This is a genomic window from Ruminococcus sp. 1001136sp1_2201st1_G3_2201SCRN_220225 (assembly GCF_040924365.1).
In the GTDB taxonomy this organism is placed as follows: domain Bacteria; phylum Bacillota; class Clostridia; order Lachnospirales; family Lachnospiraceae; genus Blautia_A; species Blautia_A faecis.
This window is the reverse complement of the sequence record NZ_JBCOME010000016.1, coordinates 23017-45282: the sequence shown is the minus strand read 5'-3', so window position 1 is coordinate 45282 and position 22266 is coordinate 23017. Positions and strand designations below refer to the sequence as shown.

17 protein-coding genes and 1 other annotated feature are annotated in these 22266 nt (G+C 43.5%); of the genes, 15 read left to right on the top strand and 2 right to left on the bottom strand.

Going from position 1 to position 22266, the window contains the following annotated elements:
• The first annotated feature begins 45 nt into the window (after positions 1-45).
• The 9 genes from AB5642_RS07355 to AB5642_RS07315 all read left to right on the top strand — a co-directional run bounded on the left by AB5642_RS07355 (position 46) and on the right by AB5642_RS07315 (position 10273).
• Positions 46-1173 carry a tyramine oxidase subunit B gene (locus AB5642_RS07355; RefSeq protein WP_215660374.1) on the top strand — a complete coding sequence of 376 codons (1128 nt, stop codon included), beginning with the start codon at positions 46-48 and terminating at the stop codon, positions 1171-1173.
• Between the two features lie 39 nt (positions 1174-1212).
• Entirely contained in the window at positions 1213-2049 is an 837-nt protein-coding gene (locus AB5642_RS07350; RefSeq protein WP_195379617.1) for an AraC family transcriptional regulator, read from the top strand.
• A gap of 81 nt (positions 2050-2130) precedes the next feature.
• Entirely contained in the window at positions 2131-2475 is a 345-nt protein-coding gene (locus AB5642_RS07345; RefSeq protein ID WP_195379618.1) for a P-II family nitrogen regulator, read from the top strand.
• 111 nt (positions 2476-2586) lie between these two features.
• Positions 2587-3996, top strand: coding sequence for an APC family permease (locus tag AB5642_RS07340; protein ID WP_195379619.1), 1410 nt, complete (start codon positions 2587-2589; stop codon positions 3994-3996).
• A 274-nt stretch (positions 3997-4270) separates the two neighbouring features.
• Positions 4271-6235, top strand: coding sequence for an electron transport complex subunit RsxC (rsxC, locus tag AB5642_RS07335; RefSeq protein ID WP_195379620.1), 1965 nt, complete (start codon positions 4271-4273; stop codon positions 6233-6235).
• A 1-nt stretch (position 6236) separates the two neighbouring features.
• Entirely contained in the window at positions 6237-6857 is a 621-nt protein-coding gene (locus tag AB5642_RS07330; RefSeq protein ID WP_118580418.1) for a methylenetetrahydrofolate reductase C-terminal domain-containing protein, read from the top strand.
• Positions 6858-6898: 41 nt separating this feature from the next.
• Entirely contained in the window at positions 6899-7777 is an 879-nt protein-coding gene (locus AB5642_RS07325; protein ID WP_118071790.1) for a methylenetetrahydrofolate reductase, read from the top strand.
• A gap of 311 nt (positions 7778-8088) precedes the next feature.
• Positions 8089-9810, top strand: a complete 1722-nt coding sequence (locus tag AB5642_RS07320) for an MATE family efflux transporter (protein WP_368371518.1) — start codon at positions 8089-8091, stop codon at positions 9808-9810.
• 52 nt (positions 9811-9862) lie between these two features.
• On the top strand, positions 9863-10273 hold the full coding sequence (locus AB5642_RS07315) for a hypothetical protein (protein WP_368371517.1): 411 nt from the start codon (positions 9863-9865) through the stop codon (positions 10271-10273).
• A gap of 3 nt (positions 10274-10276) precedes the next feature.
• On the opposite strand, the gene AB5642_RS07310 is transcribed toward AB5642_RS07315, so the two are convergent.
• Positions 10277-11179, bottom strand: a complete 903-nt coding sequence (locus tag AB5642_RS07310; RefSeq protein ID WP_313719367.1) for an AraC family transcriptional regulator — start codon at positions 11177-11179, stop codon at positions 10277-10279.
• Complete coding sequence (locus AB5642_RS07305; RefSeq protein ID WP_368366794.1) at positions 11176-11340, bottom strand: DUF6783 domain-containing protein; 165 nt, start codon at positions 11338-11340, stop codon at positions 11176-11178. The genes AB5642_RS07310 and AB5642_RS07305 overlap by 4 nt, the downstream gene beginning before the upstream one ends.
• Before the next feature lie 97 nt (positions 11341-11437).
• Here AB5642_RS07305 and AB5642_RS07300 point away from each other — a divergent pair, with 97 nt between their 5' ends.
• The 6 genes from AB5642_RS07300 to AB5642_RS07275 all read left to right on the top strand — a co-directional run bounded on the left by AB5642_RS07300 (position 11438) and on the right by AB5642_RS07275 (position 22236).
• Positions 11438-12619, top strand: a complete 1182-nt coding sequence (locus tag AB5642_RS07300; protein WP_313719365.1) for a sugar MFS transporter — start codon at positions 11438-11440, stop codon at positions 12617-12619.
• Positions 12620-12896: 277 nt separating this feature from the next.
• Entirely contained in the window at positions 12897-14654 is a 1758-nt protein-coding gene (locus AB5642_RS07295) for a S8 family peptidase (RefSeq protein WP_368371516.1), read from the top strand.
• Between the two features lie 247 nt (positions 14655-14901).
• Positions 14902-17916, top strand: a complete 3015-nt coding sequence (locus AB5642_RS07290; protein ID WP_173736046.1) for a glycoside hydrolase family 3 C-terminal domain-containing protein — start codon at positions 14902-14904, stop codon at positions 17914-17916.
• Between the two features lie 179 nt (positions 17917-18095).
• Positions 18096-18806: a LytTR family DNA-binding domain-containing protein gene (locus tag AB5642_RS07285; protein ID WP_173716530.1), complete on the top strand. Its 711-nt coding sequence runs from the start codon at positions 18096-18098 to the stop codon at positions 18804-18806.
• A complete protein-coding gene (locus AB5642_RS07280) occupies positions 18803-20143 on the top strand; it encodes an ATP-binding protein (protein ID WP_368371515.1) in 1341 nt (446 codons plus the stop codon). Before AB5642_RS07285 ends, AB5642_RS07280 begins: the two co-directional genes overlap by 4 nt.
• Before the next feature lie 61 nt (positions 20144-20204).
• Positions 20205-20458, top strand: a binding site (T-box leader).
• Positions 20459-20532: 74 nt separating this feature from the next.
• A complete protein-coding gene (locus tag AB5642_RS07275; protein ID WP_148461049.1) occupies positions 20533-22236 on the top strand; it encodes a carbon starvation protein A in 1704 nt (567 codons plus the stop codon).
• Positions 22237-22266 lie beyond the last annotated feature (30 nt).

Here is a 22266-nt window from a genome sequence, read left to right as displayed (position 1 = left end):
TGAGTATATATTTGACAGCTACAGACTCAGAAGGGAGACATGGATATGGATGCTAAAATTGATTTTTTATATTTAAGTGAACCGGATATGATCAAAGCAGGTGTGAAGGATATGAAATCCTGCGTGGATGTGATGGAGGATCTTTTGATTACATTATATAAAGGCGACTATGTAATGGGAGGTGCTAATCATAATTCCCATGGCTGCATGATCATGTTCCCGGATGATCCACAGTTTCCAGGAATGCCGAAGAATGCAGATGACAGAAGATTTATGGCAATGCCGGCGTACCTGGGCGGCAGTTATCAGATGGCTGGAATGAAATGGTATGGTTCCAATGTAGAGAACAAGAAAGTGGGATTGCCCAGATCTATTCTTATGATGATGCTGAACGATAAGGATACTGGTGCTCCACTGGCGCTGATGTCAGCAAATCTGGTAAGCGCTTACCGTACCGGTGGAATTCCTGGAGTTGGCGCGAAATATCTGGCGCGTAAAGACTCCAGGGTAGTGTCCATTATCGGACCTGGTGTTATGGGAAAAACATCTCTGGCAGCTTTCGTCAGTGTCTGCCCGAACCTGGATACGGTAAAAATAAAGGGAAGAAGCCAGCGGTCTCTGGATGCTTTTACCAGGTTTATCAGGGAGGAGCTACCTCAGATCAAAAATATTGAGATCTGTGATTCTGTGGAGGAAGCAGTAAAGGACAGTGATATCATCAGCTTTACCACAACTGTCCGCGATGATGTTTCTTCCTTCCCTTATATTAACGGAGACTGGATCAAAAAGGGCGCGCTGATCAGTATGCCGTCAGCTGCAAGATTTGACGATGATTTTCTTGCAGGCTGTAAGCTGGTGGTAGATAACTCCAAGCTTTATGAGGCCTGGGAGGAAGAGTATCCTTATCCTACCTATCCGCAGGTTCAGATCATCGGAACCAAGTTCACAGACCTGAAGCATGATGGAAAAATTGAGGCAGAGGATATTATCGACATTACAGACATTATTGAGAAGAGACATCCGGGAAGAACAAGTGATGACGAGATTATTGTATATTCTGTAGGAGGCATGCCAGTTGAGGACATTGCCTGGGGGGGAACCGTTTATCGCAATGCAGTGAAGCTTGGCATCGGAATAAAATTACCGCTGTGGGACAAACCGGAGATGGCGTGAGGAAAGGCTCCATAGCGGTGAATTTCAGGAGCTGAGCCTATGGAAGACAAGAAAATCGTAACCCCGGTGCAGCCTTATCTGACACTGGATGCGGAAGATTATCAGGAATTATTGAACAGAAGAATGGGAATTTCCAGTTTTTATGAATTTAATGTAAAAAATGGAAACTCAGGGAATTTTCGGGCAGTTCCAGATGGGAGCACAGATCTTGTTTTTGGAATTGGAGAAAAAGATGTAAAAGTTCTGGTTGGTGGAACGGTGCTGAAGGCAAAGAACTGGGAGTTTGATGATGGTAGATATTATTTTGGGGCAAGATTTTTGCCAGGAAAATGTATTTTGCCAAAATCTCTTTCCATAAAAGAAGTGGTAAATGCAGACATGGAGATCGACCGGAATGAGTATGGAAGCGGACTTACGGAGTGCCTGGCGGAGGCGGCGGATGTGAAGCAGAGGGCGCAGATCCTGATGCAGTATCTTTCTAGCAATCAGGGAAATCATTCAAAGGATTCTGCACATGTTCTGGAAGAATATATGCGGCAGAGGATTTACGCTACAGATGGAAATATTTCCATTCAGATGCTAAGCCGTGAGACAGGATATTCTGAGTGTTACATCCGCAGAGTGTTTAAGGAAATCCATGGGATCTCGCCCAAAGAGTTTGAGCGGTTTATCCGTTTTCAGGCTTTTCTGGGAGAAATTACCAAGTCGCCAGAGCAGGCGGGAAGTGAGGAGACGGCTCTGAACTGCGGGTATTATGACCAGTCTCATATGCTGAAGGATTTCCGGGCTTTTGCAGGGACCACACCGGAGAAATATAAAAAGTATCTGGCGGCGAAGGACAGAAGTAAGAACTTAGCAGCGGGGAAAATAGAATAGAGAGTTTAAAATTCCAATTTTAGGATGAAAGATAACGGGAATAGAGGATAAAGATATTAATCTGGCTGGAGGATGATTGTTATGGAATTATCAAGAATTGAGATTATCACAGGAATGTCAAAATTTAACGGATTGAAATCTGCTTTGAGCAAGGCTGGCGTTCGCGGAATGACAGTGACACAGGTGCTGGGATGCGGTATTGAGAAAGGCACTAAGGAATATGAAGTGGATGAAAACTATGAGATGGAGCTGCTTCCGAAGCAGCAGATTGCGGTGGTTGTAGAGAAGTCCAGGGTGCCGGAGATCGTGGAGCTGATCAAACAGGAGCTTTATACAGGACATATTGGTGACGGAAAGATTTTTGTTTATGATATTACAAACGTGATCCGTGTGAGAACTGGCGATGAGGGAATCGATGCACTATAGAGCGTGTTTGAAAAAGGCTTTCTGCAAGCTATTCAGACAAAGCGCCAGCGTTATTCCCCTCAGACCGGTGCAGCGCGATATTTGATCAGTAATGAAGGAGAGTGATTCAGGATGGAAGAAAAGGACAGAACTTTGGGACTGCGAAGTGTGGTTTCCATCTCAGTGGGACTTGTTATTGCGACCAGTTGTCTGGTTTCTCTGGGACAGGGAGCCGGAAGTATTGGTGTGGTATTTATCGGGGCGATGGTGATTGCCTGTCTTTTAAATATGACCACGGTGGCATCGCTCTCTGAGCTGAATGCTCTGATGCCAAATACCACAGGAGGTCTGGCTCAGTATACCCTGGCCTGTATGGGACCTTTTCCGACACTGATTTCTATGGTAGGCGGATACTTGATCTGCAATATCATGTCATCAGGTGTTGAGGCTTCTATTTTTGCTTATGCTATGGCATCTACCATTCATCTGCCGATTCCAAGCCTGATGTACACCTTCATTATGACAGTAGTGGTTATGATAGCCAACCTGTACGGTGTGGATATGTTTGCCAAGATCCAGGATCTGGTAGCATTTCTTCTGGTCGGTTCCATGCTGATCCTTGGAGTGATCGGTATGCTGGGACTTGGTACTGGGGAAGTGGTGCATCAGCCTTACAGTATGGCTACGGATTTTAAAGGTGTTGTGTCCACCATAGCAGTGGCATTCTGGCTGTTTATCGGAGCGGAATATGTAATACCGGTATCTAAGAATGTGAAAAATGCCAGAAGAAATGTCCCTCTTGGAATGATGATCGGACTTGCCCTGATCTGTCTGGTGCAGTCTGTGATGGTTCTTGGTTTCCATAACTATACACCCTGGGCGGAACTGGAAAATTCCGCTGCACCACACCTGCTTTATGGTGGAAATCTTCTTGGTAATGCGGGAAAAGTGTGGATGACGTTTGTCTCGGCACTCGCAGTTGTAAGTACCCAGAATTCTACAGTAAACGGTCTGGCAGGAATCTGTCAGGGAATGGCGAAAATGAACATGATGCCTCGTGTTTTTGCAAAAACAAATAAACATGGGGTTCCGTATTTCGGAGTTGTATTTGTAAGTGCATTTATTTTCGTATTCGCAGCCCTCAGTGATGGCTCATCAGATGCCATTTCCTTCCTGATCCTGGTTGGCTCTGTTTTCTGGATGATCTCTTACATACTGGCTCATATTGATGTACTGATTTTGCGAAAAAGACTTCCAAAGGCACCTCGTTCCTTCAAGGTTCCCTGTGGTCCTCTTTTCCCAATTATCGGAATCTGTGGAACAGTATATATGATTCTGAATATTTCTACAGATCCTGTAGAGCGGAACATGATCTGGCTGGTAACCGGCATTACCTTCCTGATGCTTGGTATTTACTCCTTCTTCTGGATCAAATACAAGATGAAAATGCCCGTATTCAAAAGCGTGCCTCTTCAGAAGGTTATGGCCATGGAGAACAGTATGTATTATACCATTCGGAAAAGGCGGGGAATGTGGCGGTAATGCGTAGAATGCGGTAACAGATAAATAGTTTATAAAGAATGAGACGTTTTCTTTTCTGGCGAAGAAAGAGAACGTCTTTTTTGGCTTTTTAGAATTTTTGTAGATAATTTGAAGGCAGAATAGTCACAAAGACTGGATAAAATAGTCAGTTTGTGTTAAATTATAAAGGAAAAACAGTAACTTATTTATCTGCTTTTATAAGTTTTTTTGTGGAGGGAACGGATAAGAACAGATAGTATAAGAATATAATTTCTATTATAAGGAAGGTGAGCAATTGGAAAATTATACTAAGTACAAGCTGAAAAGCAGTGATGAGCTTGCATCAGTGCTGAACGGCAAGGACAACCTGTTTGTGATTGCCTGTAATAAGTGCTTTAAGGAATTTGAGACGGTTGAGGAACCGGATTGCGATGAATTCCTGAAGTTTGCCAAAGAACAGGGAAAGACGGTCACAGGTAATGCGAAAGTTGATTTCTTATGCAATAAAATGCACACAGAAAGAAAATTGCAGGACCTGCTTCCGGAAGGAACAGAGAATGTGGTAGTAATTTCCTGTGGCCTTGGTATTCAGACTGTTGCAGATCTGGCAGGTAAGCCGGTTGTTGCTGCAAGCAATACCCTTAACTACAGAGGTCATCATGGCATGGCACTTACCAAGAAGAGCTGTGATGCATGTGCACAGTGTTATCTGAATATTACCGGTGGTGTCTGTCCCATCGTTGACTGTTCCAAGAGTCTTGTGAATGGTCAGTGTGGAGGAGCAAAGAATGGAAAGTGCGAAGTAGATCCCAATAAGGACTGTGCATGGGAGAAAATTTACCAGAGACTGGCGAAACAGGGACGTCTGGAAGAATTCCTTAATCAGCCCGTACAGGTTCGTGATTTCTCCAAGGTTAATTTCAAGGTGATCAATGATTATGTGAAATCAATCAGAGAAAACAGACTAGATGGTTATTATGGTGGTGTTCATCCGTCAGAGCGCAAGGAATTCAGTGAGCACATTGCTCTTAAGAAGTTCCCGGATCCGAAGACGGTTGTAATTTCCATGTCTCAGCATCTGGGTGCTCCGGCGAATCCAATCGTTCAGGTTGGTGACACTGTAAAAGTCGGTCAGAAGATCGGCGAAGCTGCTGGATTTATCAGCGCTCCTGTACATTCCAGCGTAAGCGGAACGGTAGTTGCTGTTGAACCTCGTATGCACGGCACAAGAGGCAGTGAAGTGATGGCTGTTGTTATTGAATCGGATGGAAAAAATACTCTGCACGAATCCGTACAGCCACATGGAGACCTTGACAAGCTTACTCAGGATGAAATCATTGATATCATTCGTGAAGCAGGAATCGTTGGTATGGGTGGTGCAGGTTTCCCGACCTGTGTCAAGCTGAAACCGGCGAAACCAGTTGATACCATCCTTCTCAATGGATGCGAATGTGAACCGCTTTTGACAGCAGATCACAGAGTACTTCTTGAGTATGCAGATGATATTATTTTTGGTCTGCGAGCAGTTCTTAAGACAACCGGTGCCCAGAAGGGTATCATTGTTATTGAAGATAACAAGCAGGATGCCATTGAATTAATGCAGGAAAAAGTTGCCAATATCGGAGATATGGAAGTATTTGTTGCCAGAACCAAATACCCACAGGGCGCTGAGAAAACTCTGATCAAGCGTGTTATGGGCAGAATTGTTCCAAGCGGCGGTCTTCCGGCAGATGTTGGTGTTGTAGTAGATAATATCAGTACAGTAAAGGCAATTTCAGACGCAATCCAGACAGGAATGCCTCTGATTGAGCGTGTTGCAACTGTTACAGGTGAGAAGATCAAGAATCCTGGAAACTTTATCATCAAAATTGGTACAAGCGTAAGAGAGCTGATCGACTACTGTGGTGGATTTACAGATGAGGATGTTCTGGTTAAGATGGGCGGACCTATGATGGGATTCCCTCTGAATACACTGGATGTACCTATGATGAAAGGCTCCAACGGTATCATTGCAATTGATACAGATGAGACCAAAGAGCAGCCATGTATCAAATGCGGACGCTGTGTAGATGTCTGTCCGATGGAACTGTCTCCGCTGTACTTTGTAAAATATGCCAAAGACGAGAACTGGCAGGGCATGAAGGACATGAATGTTATGGATTGTGTTGAGTGCAGATGCTGTCAGTATATCTGTTCTTCCAAGATTCCGATCATCGACAGTATTAAAGCCGGAAAAAATGCAGTAAGGGGGATGAAGTGATATGTTGATTACCCAGTTAAAAGCAAAAGAAGCAATCACATCACTGACAGCCGGAAAAAAAGTTTTCATTATTAACTGTCATGGATGTAAAGAGGTTCATTTTCCGGAAAAAGAAGCTGTTGAACTTCAGAAGGAGCTTTCCGCTGAAGGAAATGTGACAGGAATTATGACTACTGATTATATTTGTAATCCGGAGAACATGGAGCTGCGTCTTCAGAAACATATGAGCAAAATTCAGGAAGCAGATCTGGTTCTTGTATTTTCCTGTGGTGTTGGCGTGCAGACAATTTCTGAATATCTGGAAGATAAGATGGTCTGTGCTGCCTGTGATACATATCCGGTACCTGGTTTCCAGGGAGTGACACCATTAGAATATAAATGCGATCAGTGCGGTGAGTGTTATCTGAATCTGACAGGTGGAATCTGCCCGATCACAGCATGTTCCAAGAGCCTTGTGAATGGCCAGTGCGGCGGTTCCAAGAATGGAAAATGCGAAGTGGACAGCGAAATGGAGTGTGGATGGGAACGTATTTACAGACGCCTGAAAGAGATTGGACGCCTTGATGTGCTGAAATGCCCGACACAGATCCACAATTTTGCTACAGATGATGAAGTGAAATAAAAGGTTAATCCTAAATTTTTAATGATTGGAGCAAATATAATATGAAAATGAAAGAATTATTCGATCGTGGTGAATTTGCAGTTTCAGCAGAAGTAGGACCACCGAAAGGAATCCATGTAGATGAGCTGGTAGAAGAAGCCAAAACATACCTTACAGGTGTTCATGCAGTTAACGTAACAGATAACCAGTCTTCTGTTATGCGTCTTGGATCTCTTGCAATGTGTAAGGTTCTTAAAGATGCAGGCATGAATCCCATTTTCCAGCTTGCATGCCGTGACAGAAACCGTATCGCTCTGGAGTCTGATCTTCTCAGCGCAGCTATGTTCGGTATTGACAATATTCTCTGCCTTACCGGTGATCATACTAAGATGGGCGATCATCCTCAGGCAAAACCGGTCTTCGACCTTGATTCCGTATCCCTTCTTCACACAGTGAAGCTTCTGGAGTCCGGTGTGGATCTTGGCGGAAACCAGCTTGTTGGAGAGCCTCCGAAATTCTCCAAGGGTGCTGTCGTGTCTCCATGCAGTGATTCTGTTGATGCACAGCTTGCGAAGATGGAGAGAAAGGTTGCAGCAGGCGCTGACTATTTCCAGACACAGGCTGTATTTGAGCCGGAGAAATTTATCAAATTTATGGAAAAAGCAAAACAGTTCGGAAAACCTGTACAGGTTGGAATTATTATTCCGAAATCCGCTGGAATGGCGAAATTCATGAATAATAACGTTGCCGGCATTCATGTTCCGGATGAGATGATCGAGGAGCTGAAGGCTGACAAAGAAAAGACAAAAGCTGGAATTACCGGTGTTGAGATCGCTGCACGTATTATCAAAGAGTGTAAGCCATACTGCCAGGGTGTTCATATCATGGCACTTGGCTGGGAGTCCAAGATTCCGGATCTGCTGAAATTAGCCGAAATCTAAATTTCGGAACTGTTGGAATTAGCTGAAATCTGAATTTCGAATTTGCTGGAAATAGCTGAAATCTGAAATTCGGATCTGCGAAAAGCAGCTGAAATCTGAAAATTAAAATTACACGGGCCGTCTGAAACATGAACGCAGGAATCTGCGTTTGTGGAGGATGGCTCGTTTTTTTTGTAATTTGAAGAGAACTTGCCCGTTTTGTTTCGTAATTGGAAATTATGACGCAATAGAAATAAAAATAGAATTGTTTTAAGGGGAAAGAAACGATATAATTTTATTATTGGAAAATGATGGGGCAGGAGGAAAATTATATGGAAACAAACTATGCCAAAAGTGCATACAGAACCTTTTTATTCTGGGGAGTATGCTCTTCTCTTGGGGTTACCGTATCCACCCTTGTGGACGCAACCTTGGTAGGAAATTTTATAGGCAGTACCGGATTGGCTGTGGCGAACATTGCTACACCGGTATTTCTGCTTTATTTACTTATGGGAATCACCCTAGGCGGCGGTGCAGGCGTCTTAATTGGGAAAAAACTTGGTGAAGCAGATCTGAAAGGTGCAAATCGGGTTTTCGGCTCCGTATTAAGTGCAGGCCTGATAACAGGTGTGCTTTTCGCAGCAGTATCTCTCGTATTTCGCAGCGCATTATGCAGTCTGCTTGGTGCCACACCGGAGCTTTTGCCACAGGCCCTGCAGTATCTGACTGTGGTATTTGCTTTTGCCCCGATTTATGTAGTGTATAATATTCTTTCCATAGCAGTGCGTACAGACGGCGCACCAAAGCTGGCTGCCATTTCTTCAGCTGGCGTTATTGTCACAAATTTAAGCCTGGATCTGCTGTTTATGAAAGTGCTGAACTGGGGACTTGTTGGGGCTTCGGCGTCTTTATGTATTGCGGAAACAGTAGGAACTCTGATTCTGCTTACTCATTTTTGGAACAAGCAGGCGCTTTTAAGCTTTCATTTTCACATTCCCACCTGGAATCAGATCAAAGAATATGTGGAAAATGGATTTGGCGTAGGCTCTGCATTTATTTTTCAGGCAGTGGTTATGCTGGTGTTTAATACCATGCTGTTAAAGGAAAATTTTGAAAATGGCACTTTTTCTGTGGCTGTATTTGGCGTTATTTATACCATGAGCACTATTCCGGGAGCCATGTTTGACGGAGCCGGAGCTGCAGCCTCAACGGTTATCTCTATTTTAGGCGGTGAGAAGGACTGGAAAGGAATGCTGGCAGTGTACCACGATGGACTGCGGATCGTTGCAGCTGCAGGAATGCTTATGGCATTGTTTTTTGCTGCCGGCGCAAAGAATATTCTGGTTTTCTTTGGTCTGAATGATGGCCAGGCATTGGAAACAGCAACAGTGGCGTTTCGTATTTACGCATTAAGTGTGGCTCTGGCAGGAGTGAATGTGGTAACTACATCTTTCTGGCAAACAATAGGAAAGACAAGGTATGCTTCCGGGTTATCTGTTTTACGCAACTTCATTCTCATGCTGGTGGCCGGATTTTTGCTGATTGAGAAAAAGGGTATTGTAGGGCTTGCGCTTGTGTATGTGATAAGTGAGGGAATTTGCCTGCTGCTGGTTTTGGCAATACAGATATTTGGAAAAATAAAAGATTACATAAAAGAAAAATACAGTTTTACCAACCGGGTTTTTGAGGAATATTATCCCATCGAGGAAGGCAGCATGGAAAAAATGTCCCAGAATCTGGAAGGGTTGTGTGATGAATGGAACTTGGATTTTAAGCAGTCGTTTTTTATTCATCTGATCGTGGAAGAACTGCTTCTGAACATTATGAAATTTGGCATCGGCGAAACAGATAAGAAATATTATGTATCTGTAAAAGTAATGGACAACAATGGCGAATGTATACTTCGGATTCGGGATAATGTCAATTCTTACAATCCCTTCGACCTCCGCGGAGATGAGGTTGACCGTGCGGTAATGGAGATGATCAAGAAAAAGGCGAAGTATTATGAGTATCAGAGAAAGCTGGTGTTCAATTATCTTTATGTGACGATATAATTTCCCTGATCCAAAAGGGAAATATTTAAGTGTTACAAATCGGGAAGTCCGAATGATGTTTGAAAATATGATAAGAGACTGGTTTTCAGACGAAAATGTACCATATAATGAATTTGTACGCGCATTGCTACGTGGTGATGTGAAAGAAATGAATCATTATAGGAATGATATTTCTATGGCAACCTTCAGCTTTTTCAACGTAGGCAGTTCCAAAAGTACTTTAAATGCAAAGGCAGACAGGCCAGAGCGCTTCAGTATGGACAGCACCCTTGGTGAGACTGTGGCAGAACCCCTTGCAGTAGAAATGTTCAATCAAATGGAACCGGGAATGCTGGATGGTTCGATGATCCAGTTTGTGTATGGAATGACACTGGCAGAGCTGATTGGAGCTGCACCGCAGGCGAAACCGATGTATGAAGCTGTTGTAAATGCATTGAATGCGGAATGTAAAATTAACAAATAACAGCTATTTATCCCACTTTTCTTTCCGATATTCTCCAGGTGTCACCTGGTAGTGTTTTTTGAAGGCTCTGCAAAAATAATCTACATTGTGAAAACCGGTTTCGGCTGAAATGGTGCTGACTTTTTTCTCTGTATGGGAGAGTAGGAGGGCAGCCTGTTTCAGCCGATAGTTTATTAGATAGTTAACCGGCGTGATGTGAAGATAGCTCCGAAAAAGATTTAAGGCAGAGCTTTTGCTGATCATAGACTGTGCAGCAATCTCATCCAGGGAAAGATTTCTTCTGTAATTTTCGTGAATAAACTGCATCATCAGCTGGAGTCTTGCGCGGTTTACAGAGAATTGTCCAGTGATTTCCGGTATAGTGGAAAGGTCTGTATGCTTGTATATTTCCAGCCAGAGCTGCTGCATAAGGGCAGAGGTCAGAAGATGGCAGGAAGAACCGGAAGTCTGCGCAGAAATAATCTGCTTCATAAGATCAAGAACTCTGGCCTGCCAGGAAATCTCCCTGCGAAAAATCCAAAAAGGAATATTCGATGAAATGATAGGCTTCACATAATTCTGGTAAATATAGCTGTCTGTAGCTGCAAGGAAAGAGGGCATGCAGAGAAAGTTTGGGATGACAGCATCCACAGGAGAGGAAAAACGGTGAAGGAATTTGGAATTAATAAAAATGCCGCTGTCAGATGGCAGCTCCAGTTGCTTTTCCCCAATCCAGACAGTTACGGTTCCGGATTGAACATACACAAATTCCAGCTCCGTATGCCAGTGCCAGTCTATGCAGTTAAAATCAAACTGGGCTAAATGCTCATAATAGTAGCGAAAGGGATAGTCCTGGCTTCCGTGGGGAATGGTCTCCATTAAATTTTCATCGGTAATAATTTTTGTATATACGTTGGTTTCTTTCATGTCTTGTTTATCCTCAAATCGAGACCTGGAGCCTGTTTGAAAATCATTCCCGCAATCTGCTCGCTCCACTTTGCGGTATATTTTGCAGAAAACCTTTTTCGAACATGCTCTGAGAAGTGCCCCGAAAAATAGAAAATTATTGTTTTTACGATATTATACAATAAAAATCATAAATAATCCAATGAAAAACACAATCAAATATAATATAATCCAATAAGACAAAAATCTTCTTTAAAGAAGAAAAAAGGAGAACCAATCATGCAAAATTACCAGAAAACCAAACGAGCCTGTTATATGGGCTTTATCACCCAGGCCATAGCAGCGAATTTTGCACCTTTGCTGTTTCTGAAATTTCACACAGATTATCATATTTCCCTTGGAAATATTGCACTGATCTCCACCTGCTTTTTCTTTACCCAGCTGCTGGTTGATTTGTTTTGTGCCCGATTTGTGGACAAAATCGGATATCGCGTGTGCATTGTGACCTCTGAGATCAGTTCCGCTTTAGGACTGGTGGGGCTGGCATTTCTTCCGGAGCTTTTGCCAGATCCTTTTGTGGGAATTATCATCAGTGTTATTGTTTATGCTGTTGGAAGCGGACTGATTGAAGTGCTTTGCAGTCCTATTATGGAAGCATGTCCTTTCAAAAATAAAGAGGCGACCATGAGTCTTCTTCATTCCTTCTACTGCTGGGGCTCTGTGGGAACCATTGCAGTTTCCACCCTGTTTTTCGCAGTTTTTGGAATGGACAGCTGGAAGTGGCTGGCAGTTTTGTGGGCAATCGTTCCGGCAGTTAATGTTTACAACTTTGCCACCTGTCCCATCGAACATCTGGTGGATGAAGGGGAAGGCATGAAGATCAGGGAACTGTTTCGTAAGCCTGTATTCTGGATTGCCGTGTGTCTGATGGTGTGTTCAGGGGCATCAGAGCTGTCCATGTCCCAGTGGGCATCTGCCTATGCAGAGGCGGCACTTGGACTGTCAAAGACCATCGGAGACCTGGCCGGCCCCTGCATGTTTGCCATTACGATGGGAATCAGCCGTGTGATCTTTGGAAAATACGGAGATAAAATGGACTTGATGAAATTTATGGCAGGATCCGGAATTTTATGCGTATTCTGCTATCTTCTTGCATCTCTGTCCTCAAATCCGGCAGCAGGACTGATCGGCTGTATTGTCTGCGGATTTTCCGTTGGAATCATGTGGCCTGGAACCATCAGTATTTCCTCTAAGAAATTCCCGGCAGGCGGAACTGCCATGTTCGCTCTTCTTGCCATGGCAGGAGATCTTGGAGGCAGTATAGGCCCTGGAATCGTTGGCCGTGTCACACAGAATGCAGGAGATAACATCCGCGTGGGTATGGGCGTAGGACTGATTTTTCCAGTTGTGTTGCTGGTGATGGTTTTTCTGCTGAAAAAGGTGAAAGTAGAGGAAAAATAACTGGTATTTGAACGCAGATAAGCATCCCCCTTACCCCCCCGCTTCAAGTGCGCGGAGCACTAAGCGGTGGGTAAGGGGGATGCTTATGTCAGTGGGAGTTGAAAGCTCCCACTGACAGGTCGCGAAGCAACTGCGTTCATGAGCAAGTAGCAAAGCGGACCTGGAATGTCCGCTTTACAATCTGATAAGAAGGCTCTGAGGCATTATTTAAAACGGGTTGGCGTAAATTAAAGATAAGTATATTCTGTGTATGCATATGCTGCAAAATGGAGGGAATATGCCAGATCAGAAGCTGGATAATCTTTTAAACCTTGCAATGGATGCTACAGAAGAGGAAAGAGAGAAATCCCGGAATCTGAATGTGGGGTATGAGAAGCAGACACGAAAGTGGGAAATTATTGTGAAGTATAGTGAAATGGGTGATTCTGTTAAGGTGTTGCTTGGTGGACCCGAAATCTCCGTGGTCCCTCTCCTTGGCAGGTATGCCATTGTGACGCTTCCTGAAAGTATGCTGGATGAATATTCTCGGCGTCCCCAGATAGAATTTATAGAAAAGCCCACCCGTTTGTATTTCGAAGATCTTTTTTCGAAAGAGGCAAGCTGTATTACCCAGGTACAGCGCGATGAGCCGGGAAATCTACGGCTGACAGGGCACGGCGTGTTGATCGGAATTGTGGATTCCGGGGTGGATTACAGGCATCCTGCATTTTTCACAGCAGATGGAAAGTCCAGGATTCTGCGTTTGTGGGATCAGAGCATTCCCGGTAATCCCCCGGAAGGCTATGCAACAGGAACTGAATATACTAACGAGGAAATCAATGAGGCGTTGTCCCTTTCTGTGCAGGAGGGACGGCGCCTTGTTCCGTCTGAAGATGTAAGCGGTCATGGAACCGCTGTGCTTGGAGTGGCAGCTGGCAGCGATTTTTCCCGTGGGGCAGTGAACCGGGGTGTGGCATATGAAAGTGACCTTCTGGTTGTAAAAATGGGAATTCCAAGACAGGATTCTTTTCCAAGAACTACAGAGCTGATGCAAGGCGTGGATTATCTGGTTCGGCAGGCCATACGGCTTGGAAGATCAATTGCGATCAATTTAAGCTTTGGAAATAATTATGGCTCACACAGAGGCGATTCTCTGCTGGAAACTTACCTGGACAATGTGTCCGGCATGGGGAAAAATGTGATCTGTGTAGGAATGGGCAACAATGGAAATGATGCTCTGCATACCGGAGGCATGCTTTCGCCAGGTGAAATCCAGGAAATTGAACTTGGTGTTGGTGCCTTTGAGCCTACCTTAAATGTGCAGCTTTGGAAAAATTACGAAGATGAGATGGAAATTTATCTGGAACATCCAGCCGGGGAGCGTGTTGGTCCACTTTTTGAAACACTGGGCGCCCAGCGTTGGCAGGCGGGAAATACGAAACTTCTGATCTACTATGGAAAACCGGCACCGTATCATGTGACGCAGGAGATTTATGTGGATTTTCTGCCGCAGGATGAGAAAACCCCCTATGTAGACAGCGGTGTGTGGAAAATAATCTTAGCAGCAAGAAATATAAAAAACGGGGAATATTTCCTGTGGCTTCCAGGTGGCAAAACGCTAAACCCAGGCACAGCCTTCTATCTTCCACGTCCTCAGGGAACCCTCACAATCCCTGCCACTGCCAGGCGCGTAATCAGTGTCGGCGCCTACGATGCCCGCCAAAACACCTATGCCGATTTCTCTGGCCGCGGCTGTCGTGCCCTCCCCTATCCAAAACCCGACCTTGTCGCTCCCGGTGTTGATATCTATGCTCCCCGCTCTGGTGGAGGCTATGCATCCTTCACTGGCACCTCCTTTTCCACGCCTTTCGTTACCGGTGCAGCCGCCCTCCTTATGGAATGGGGAATCACCCGCCGAAACGATCCCTACCTCTATGGCGAAAAACTAAAAGCCTATCTCCGTCGTGGTGCAAAAGCCTTGCAAGGATCGGAAAAGTTGCCAAATGACTTAATCGGGTGGGGACGACTCTGTTTGGAAAGTAGCCTGCCAGAATAGGATAATTAATGTACAAGATGTAGCAATTTAAAGTGTTCCAATCTGAACATTTTAAAAAGCAGGTCGGATTATTGACTTTTACACCAAGTGTTTCCGAATGGATTAATAAAACGAATGCCATAAAAACTACTGTTTATGTAAAAAAAAGAACCGTTTATGTAAAAAAAGAACCGTTTATGTAAAATACAGCAGAATCTGCTGAAATATGATAAAATGCTCCTGCAAATAACAAAGGGAGGAAATGATTATGACAGGATTTTTAGTAAACTTACTGAGCCCGGTTTTCAGCAGTCTCGGTGTAAGTCAGGCTGACCTTACATCCTATATTGAGAAGCTGATCGGCTACGTTATCGCAATCTTTGCTTTACTTGTTGTGATGATCGTAGTAATGGTTGTGGCTCATAAAGCCAAAAAGGGATTCCGCCATGTGATCCGCTGGCAGGCTGCCATTGCATTTATTGCAATTGTTGCAGTGCTTGTAAATGTAATCTGCTACGGACCGATGTACAACAACGTATCAAGTGTTTTAAACGCAAAGAAAGTAGTACTTGCACAAGAGACTACAGACCAGAGCCGTGCAACCATTCAGAAGGTTGCTGAAGAAGGAATGGTATTACTGAAAAACGATGGTATCTTACCTCTTTCCTCAGATACAAAGAAACTGAATGTATTCGGCTGGGATTCTACAAACCCGCTGTTTGGCGGAACAGGATCAGGATCTTCTGATTCTTCCACAGCAATCGGTATCCTGCAGTCCTTAAAGGATGCCGGATATGAGACAAACGAGTCTCTTACCAAGATGTATACTGACTACAGAGCTGACCGTCCTACAATTGCTATGGCACAGCAGGACTGGACACTTCCTGAGCCGACAAAGGATTATTACACAGACAGCCTGATGGACGAAGCAAAAGAGTATTCTGACACAGCTGTAGTTGTAATTGGACGTTCCGGTGGAGAGGGTGCAGACCTTCCAACCGATATGAAGTCTGTAATTGATGGAAGCTATGCAAAGATGGCAGAGGAAGTATCGGTTTCCCCGGATAATTACGGATATGTAAAAGGAAGCTACACAAACAATGGAGACTATGATGACTTCGATGAGGGAGAAAGCTATCTCGAGCTTTCCAACACAGAGGAAGATATGCTGGATACAGTATGCTCCCAGTTTGATAATGTTATTGTAGTTGTAAATGCAAATAATGCAATGGAACTGGACTGGGTTGACAAATATGAGCAGATCGGTGCTGTTATCTTTGCTCCTGGAGCAGGTGCAACAGGCTTCGAAGCACTGGGCGAGATCATCAATGGTTCTGTAAACCCATCTGGAAAAACAGTAGATACCTTTGTAAAGGATCTGACAGAGACTCCATACTACAACAATATGGGTCTGAATGCTTATACAAACGTAGAAGATCTGAAAGAGCAGATCGCAGCAAATGATCCGGCTTACGAAGGAAGCATGGGATTTGTAAACTATGCAGAAGGAATTTATGTAGGATATAAATTCTATGAAACAGCAGCTGAAGAGGGTCTTATCAAGTATGAGGATATGGTACAGTATCCATTTGGATATGGACTCAGCTACACAACCTTTGACAAACAGATTGAGAATTTCAAGGATAACGGAGATACCGTCACCTTTGATGTAACAGTAGAGAACACAGGCTCTGTTGCTGGAAAAGATGTTGTGGAAATTTATTACACAGCACCTTACACAAACGGTGGAATTGAGAAAGCAGCAGCAAACCTGATCGCTTTTGAGAAAACAGATTCTATTGAGCCGGGAGAATCACAGACAAAATCCTTTACCATCAACAAAGAAGATATGGCTTCCTATGATTCTGAAGGTATTAAGATCTCCGGAGGCGGTTATATCTTAGAGGCTGGCGAATACACAATTTCTCTTCGTTCAGACTCTCATACAGTTCTTGGTGAAGAGAAGTTCACCGTTGATGAAGATATTGATTACAGCAAAGATGGTCGCTCTTCTGACAAAACTGTTGCAACAAACCAGTTTGAGGATTATGCGAGAGGCGACTTTGAGCAGCTTTCCCGTGAGGACGGTTTTGCAAATTATGACAAAGCATGCGGTGTGCCGGAAGAGGATGCTTATGTAATGAGCGACGAGACAAGAGCAGCCGTAGAAGAGAATGTATTTGGTATTTATGATGGAACCAAATATAACAATGATTCTGATGAAATGCCGGAAATGGGAGCAGACAACGGACTTCAGCTTGCTGACCTTACCGGAAAAGATTATGACGATGCAGACTGGGATAAGCTGTTAGACCAGCTTAGCTTTGAAGATATGACTACTCTGATCAATGTTGGTGGATGGCAGACTGCAGAAATCAAATCAGTAGGTAAAATTGCCACATCTGACTGTGATGGACCTGCAGGATTAAACAACTTCATCACAAAGGCATATGGAACTGCTTATCCATCTGAAGTTCTTATGGCTCAGACCTGGAACAAAGAACTTGCAAATGAAATCGGCGTTTCTATGGGACAGGAATATGTAGATGCTGACAACTACGGATGGTACGGACCCGCTATGAACATCCACCGTACAGCGTTTGCAGGACGTAACTTCGAGTATTATTCAGAAGACAGTCTGTTGTCCGGATACATGGCAGCAAATGAAATGAATGGAGCAGCCACCAAGGGTGTTTATCCATACATGAAGCATTTTGCATTAAATGATCAGGAAACAAACAGATGCTCCTTCCTTCTCACATTTGCTTCTGAGCAGACCATCCGTGAAGGATATCTGAAAGCATTTGAGCTTGCAACAAAGGGCTTTGAAGGAAAAGCAATGGCAGTTATGTCCTCCTTCAACTGGATCGGTACAGTGCCAAGCTGTGCAAACAACGAGCTTTTGAACAACGTGCTCCGTGGAGAATGGGGATTCGTTGGAATGGTAGAAACCGATTATGACGGTTCCTATGGTTACATGATCACCGATCATTGTATCAGAAACGGAAATGATCTGATGCTTGGATTTAACAGTGCAGAGTCCAACAAACTGACAGATGAGAGCGCAACAGCAGTTCTTGCAATGCGTCAGGCTTGCAAAAATATCCTTTATACAGTAGCAAACAGCGGATATTATGCAGATGGAAATCCGGCAAGCGGAATGACCAATATGACAAAACTGTTTGTAATGATTGACGTGATTCTTGCAGTTGTTCTTATTGTAGTTGATACAATTGTAATTGTACGTTGGAGAAAAAAGAAAAAACAGGCTGTAAACGAATAATTAAACAGTAATCTGGAGACATAAGTCCCCCTTTTAAATCTGGAAAAAGCAGAGCAAGGAATCTGTAAAAGTTTCAGAGAAAAAAGGGGGATTTTTTTATGTGATTTTTGTCTTGCAGAGTGAGGGAAAATTATTTATTATGAAAGGAGTTGTAATAACAGGAAAAAAGGAGGACTGGTATGATCAGCATTGCGATTGTAGAAGATGAAGAACTGTATGCAAAGCAGCTTCAGCAGTTTCTGCATCAATATGAAAAAGAGAACAAAGAGATGTTTGACATTACAGTCTATTCAGATGGCGATCAGATTGTAAATAAATATAAATCCCAGTATGATATTATCCTGATGGATGTGGAAATGAAATTTATGGACGGAATGTCTGCCGCTGAAGAAATCCGTAAAATTGACACGGAGGTTGTGATCATTTTCATTACGAATATGGCACAATATGCGATCAGGGGATATGCAGTGGATGCGTTGGATTATGTACTGAAGCCGGTGTCCTATTTCGCATTTTCCCAGCGGCTTAACCGTGCTATCAGCCGGATGAAAAAGCGGAAAACGAAGATCATCATGGTGAATATGAAAGGCGGCATGGTCAGAATCAATGTTGCAAATATTTATTATATTGAAAGTCAGGGACATACTCTGATACTCCATACCATACTGGGAAACTATGAAACAACAGGGAAAATGAAGGAGATGGAGGAAAAGCTTTCGGAGATGAATTTCTGCCGTGGAAATAAGGGATATCTGATCAACCTCCAGCATGTGGACCGGATCCAGGATGGATGTGCTTTGGTGAAGGGAGAAAATCTGACATTGAGCCGTGCACGAAGAAAGGTCTTCATGGAAGCCCTGACCAGATATTGGGGAGAGGTGATAAAATGACAGAATATTATCTGCCCGATATTCCAAGACTTTATACGGCACTTGCAGAGTGGATGGCTTGTCTGATTTTTATTTTGCCTTTCAAAAAAAGATTTTCACCGGCTGTAACAGGCTGTCTTGTGGCAGGTGCGTTTGGAATACAGAGCATATTTCTGATCTCTACCGGTGGGGTAAGGCTGATTTTCTGGATCCCCTGTATGATATTTGCGGTTTTTCTGATGGTTGCTTTTGTTTTTTGCTGCTGTGAGATCAGGCTGACTGATGCGGCATATTTTGGAATGATTGCTTTTGTAGCAGCCGAATTTATGGCTTCTGCCGGGTGGCAGATCCTATGCTATGCAGGGAAAGAAGCAAGGATGTCCTGGTGGCAGCAGGGAATGGCAATTCTTCTGATCTATGGTGTGATTGCAGTGATTTTGTACAAAATTCTCCATGTTCATCTGCCAAAGGATGGACAGATGGAAATCACCAGAAGGGAATATTTTTCCGGACTCCTGATCAGTATTGCCGTATTTGCTGTCAGCAATATGAGTTATGTGAATGTGAACACGCCATTTACAGGCAGATATTCTTTTGAAATAGGGAATATCCGTACTATAGTAGATGTTGCAGGAATTGCAATTCTATATGCACATTTGATACAGTGCTGTGAGCTTCGGGTGAGAAAAGAACTGGAGGCGGTACAGAATGTGCTTCAGAATCAGTATGCGCAATACAAGCAGTCAAAAGAAAGCATTGAGCTGATTAATTATAAGTATCATGATCTGAAGCATCAGATTGCTGTGTTAAGAAGTGAAGCTGATCCTGGAAAAAGGGAAGCATTTCTGGATAAAATGGAAGCAGATATAAAGAAATATGAAAGTCAGAACAAAACAGGAAATAAAGTGCTGGATACCGTGCTGACTACCAAGAGCCTTTATTGCGCAAAGCATAACATAACCTTTACCTGCGTTGCAGATGGAACCTTGCTGGATTTTATGGAGGTTATGGATATCTGCAGTATTTTTGGAAACGCATTGGATAATGCCATTGAATGTGAATTGAAGATTCCGGATAAAGAAAAAAGGTTAATACACGTCAGTGTCTCAAAACAGAAAAACTTTCTGCTTCTCCGGTTTGAAAATTATTATGATACCGAACTGAATTACCAGGGCGGAGCGTTTATCACAACGAAGCGGGACAAAGAATTCCACGGTTATGGACTGAAAAGCATTCGCTATACGGTAAATAAATATGATGGCGCTGTTTCCATTGATACAAAGGAGAATTGGTTTGACCTGAAGATACTGATACCGGCCAGCGAAAATGCACAAAAACAGATTGATAAAATCGTATAATATATACAAAAAATGTATTGCAATTTTCTAAAAAAAGTAGTAAAACTTTAGTTAGATAAAGAGAAATGCATTGAACAGGACAAATTACAAAAGATAACCGGAACACAGAGAGCCGCAGACTGGTGAGAGGCGGCAGAAGGTATTTTGTGGTATCACCTGGGAGCATCCCGCTGAAAAAATAATAACTAATTTCAGTAAGCTGGGACGTAGTCTTCACGTTACAGAAGAAGCTGTTTATACAGACAGCAATGAGTGGTCGTATTTAGTAATAGATACGATAATACAAAGTGGTACCACGGAAATTCCGCCTTTGTTATCCATTGGATAGCAAGGGCGTTTTTTATATATATTAACCACTTGACTACAAATGAAAGACGAGGAGAAAGATTATGAGTGGAATTATGATGATGGTAATCGCTATCGTAGTTCTGGGCGGCGCCTATCTTCTGTATGGCCGTTACCTCCAGAACAAATGGGGAATTGACCCGAAAGCCAAAACTCCGGCTTACGAAATGGAGGATGGAGTTGATTATGTACCGGCCGATACCAATGTAGTATTTGGACATCAGTTCGCATCCATTGCCGGTGCTGGCCCGATCAACGGACCAATCCAGGCAGCCATTTTTGGATGGCTTCCGGTACTTCTTTGGATCCTGATCGGTGGTGTGTTCTTTGGAGCAGTTCAGGACTTTGCATCTATGTATGCCTCTGTAAAGAACAAAGGACGTACAATCGGATACATTATTGAAGCGTACATTGGAAAACTTGGAAAAAAATTATTCCTTTTATTCTGCTGGCTGTTCTGTATTCTGGTTGTTGCGGCATTCGCAGATGTTGTAGCCGGAACCTTTAACGGATTTGCCACAAATGATGCAGGAGAAGTGACAAAGGTAGTGGCAAACGGAGCTGTTGCGACAACTTCCATGTTATTCATTTTTGAAGCTGTTGGACTTGGATTTTTCCTGAAATACACAAAGTTCAATAAATGGGTAAATACTGCTTTTGCAATTGTGCTGTTGGTTGCAGCAATTGTGCTGGGACTGCAGTTCCCGATGTATGTAAGCCTTGGAACCTGGCACATTATTATCTTTGTATATATTCTGATCGCCAGTGTAGCTCCTGTATGGGCGCTGCTTCAGCCACGTGATTATCTGAACAGCTATCTGCTGATTTTCATGATCGTGGGCGCTGTTATCGGTGTATTTGCAGCAAACCCGGCATGTAATCTTCAGGCATTTACAAGCTTTAATGTAGATGGACAATACATGTTCCCAATCTTATTTGTAACAATCGCCTGTGGTGCAGTTTCCGGCTTCCATTCCCTAGTATCTTCCGGTACTGCTTCCAAGCAGATCAAAAATGAAAAGAACATGCTGCCGGTTTCCTTTGGTGCAATGCTTATGGAAAGTATGCTTGCAATCATCGCATTGATCGCAGTTGCATCATTTGGAAAAGGAGAGGCAGCTGCACAGGGACTTACCACCCAGCCACAGATTTTCGCAGGTGCGATTGCAAACTTCCTTTCTGTGATCGGTTTGCCTCACTCCCTTGTGTTCACTCTGATCAATCTTGCAGTATCCGCATTTGCGCTTACATCTCTTGATTCTGTAGCCAGAGTAGGACGTCTGTCCTTCCAGGAATTTTTCCTTGATTCCGACACAGATGAGAAAAATATGAGTCCATTCCAGAAAGTGGTAACAAACAAATACTTTGCAACCATCATTACACTTGTACTTGCTTACCTGCTTACCAAGGTTGGATATGCAGAAATCTGGCCACTGTTTGGTTCTGCAAATCAGCTGTTATCTGTACTGGCACTGGTAGCCTGCGCAGTATTCTTAAAGAAAACCAAGCGTCAGGGCTGGATGCTCTGGGTACCAATGGTATTTATGATGGCAGTTACCTTTACCGCACTTGGAATGACAATTGTAAAGCTTTCCAAAGCATTTGTAACAACAGGTCTGGATCTTGGAAATTCTTTACAGCTGATATTTGCAGTATTACTGTTAATATTAGGTGTGCTGGTTGCAATCCAGGGTATTAAGAAGCTTTTGGAAAAACCGGAAACTGAAAAGAAAGCAGAACGGGTATAATAAGAATAACCCCGTCACAAAATAAGTCCC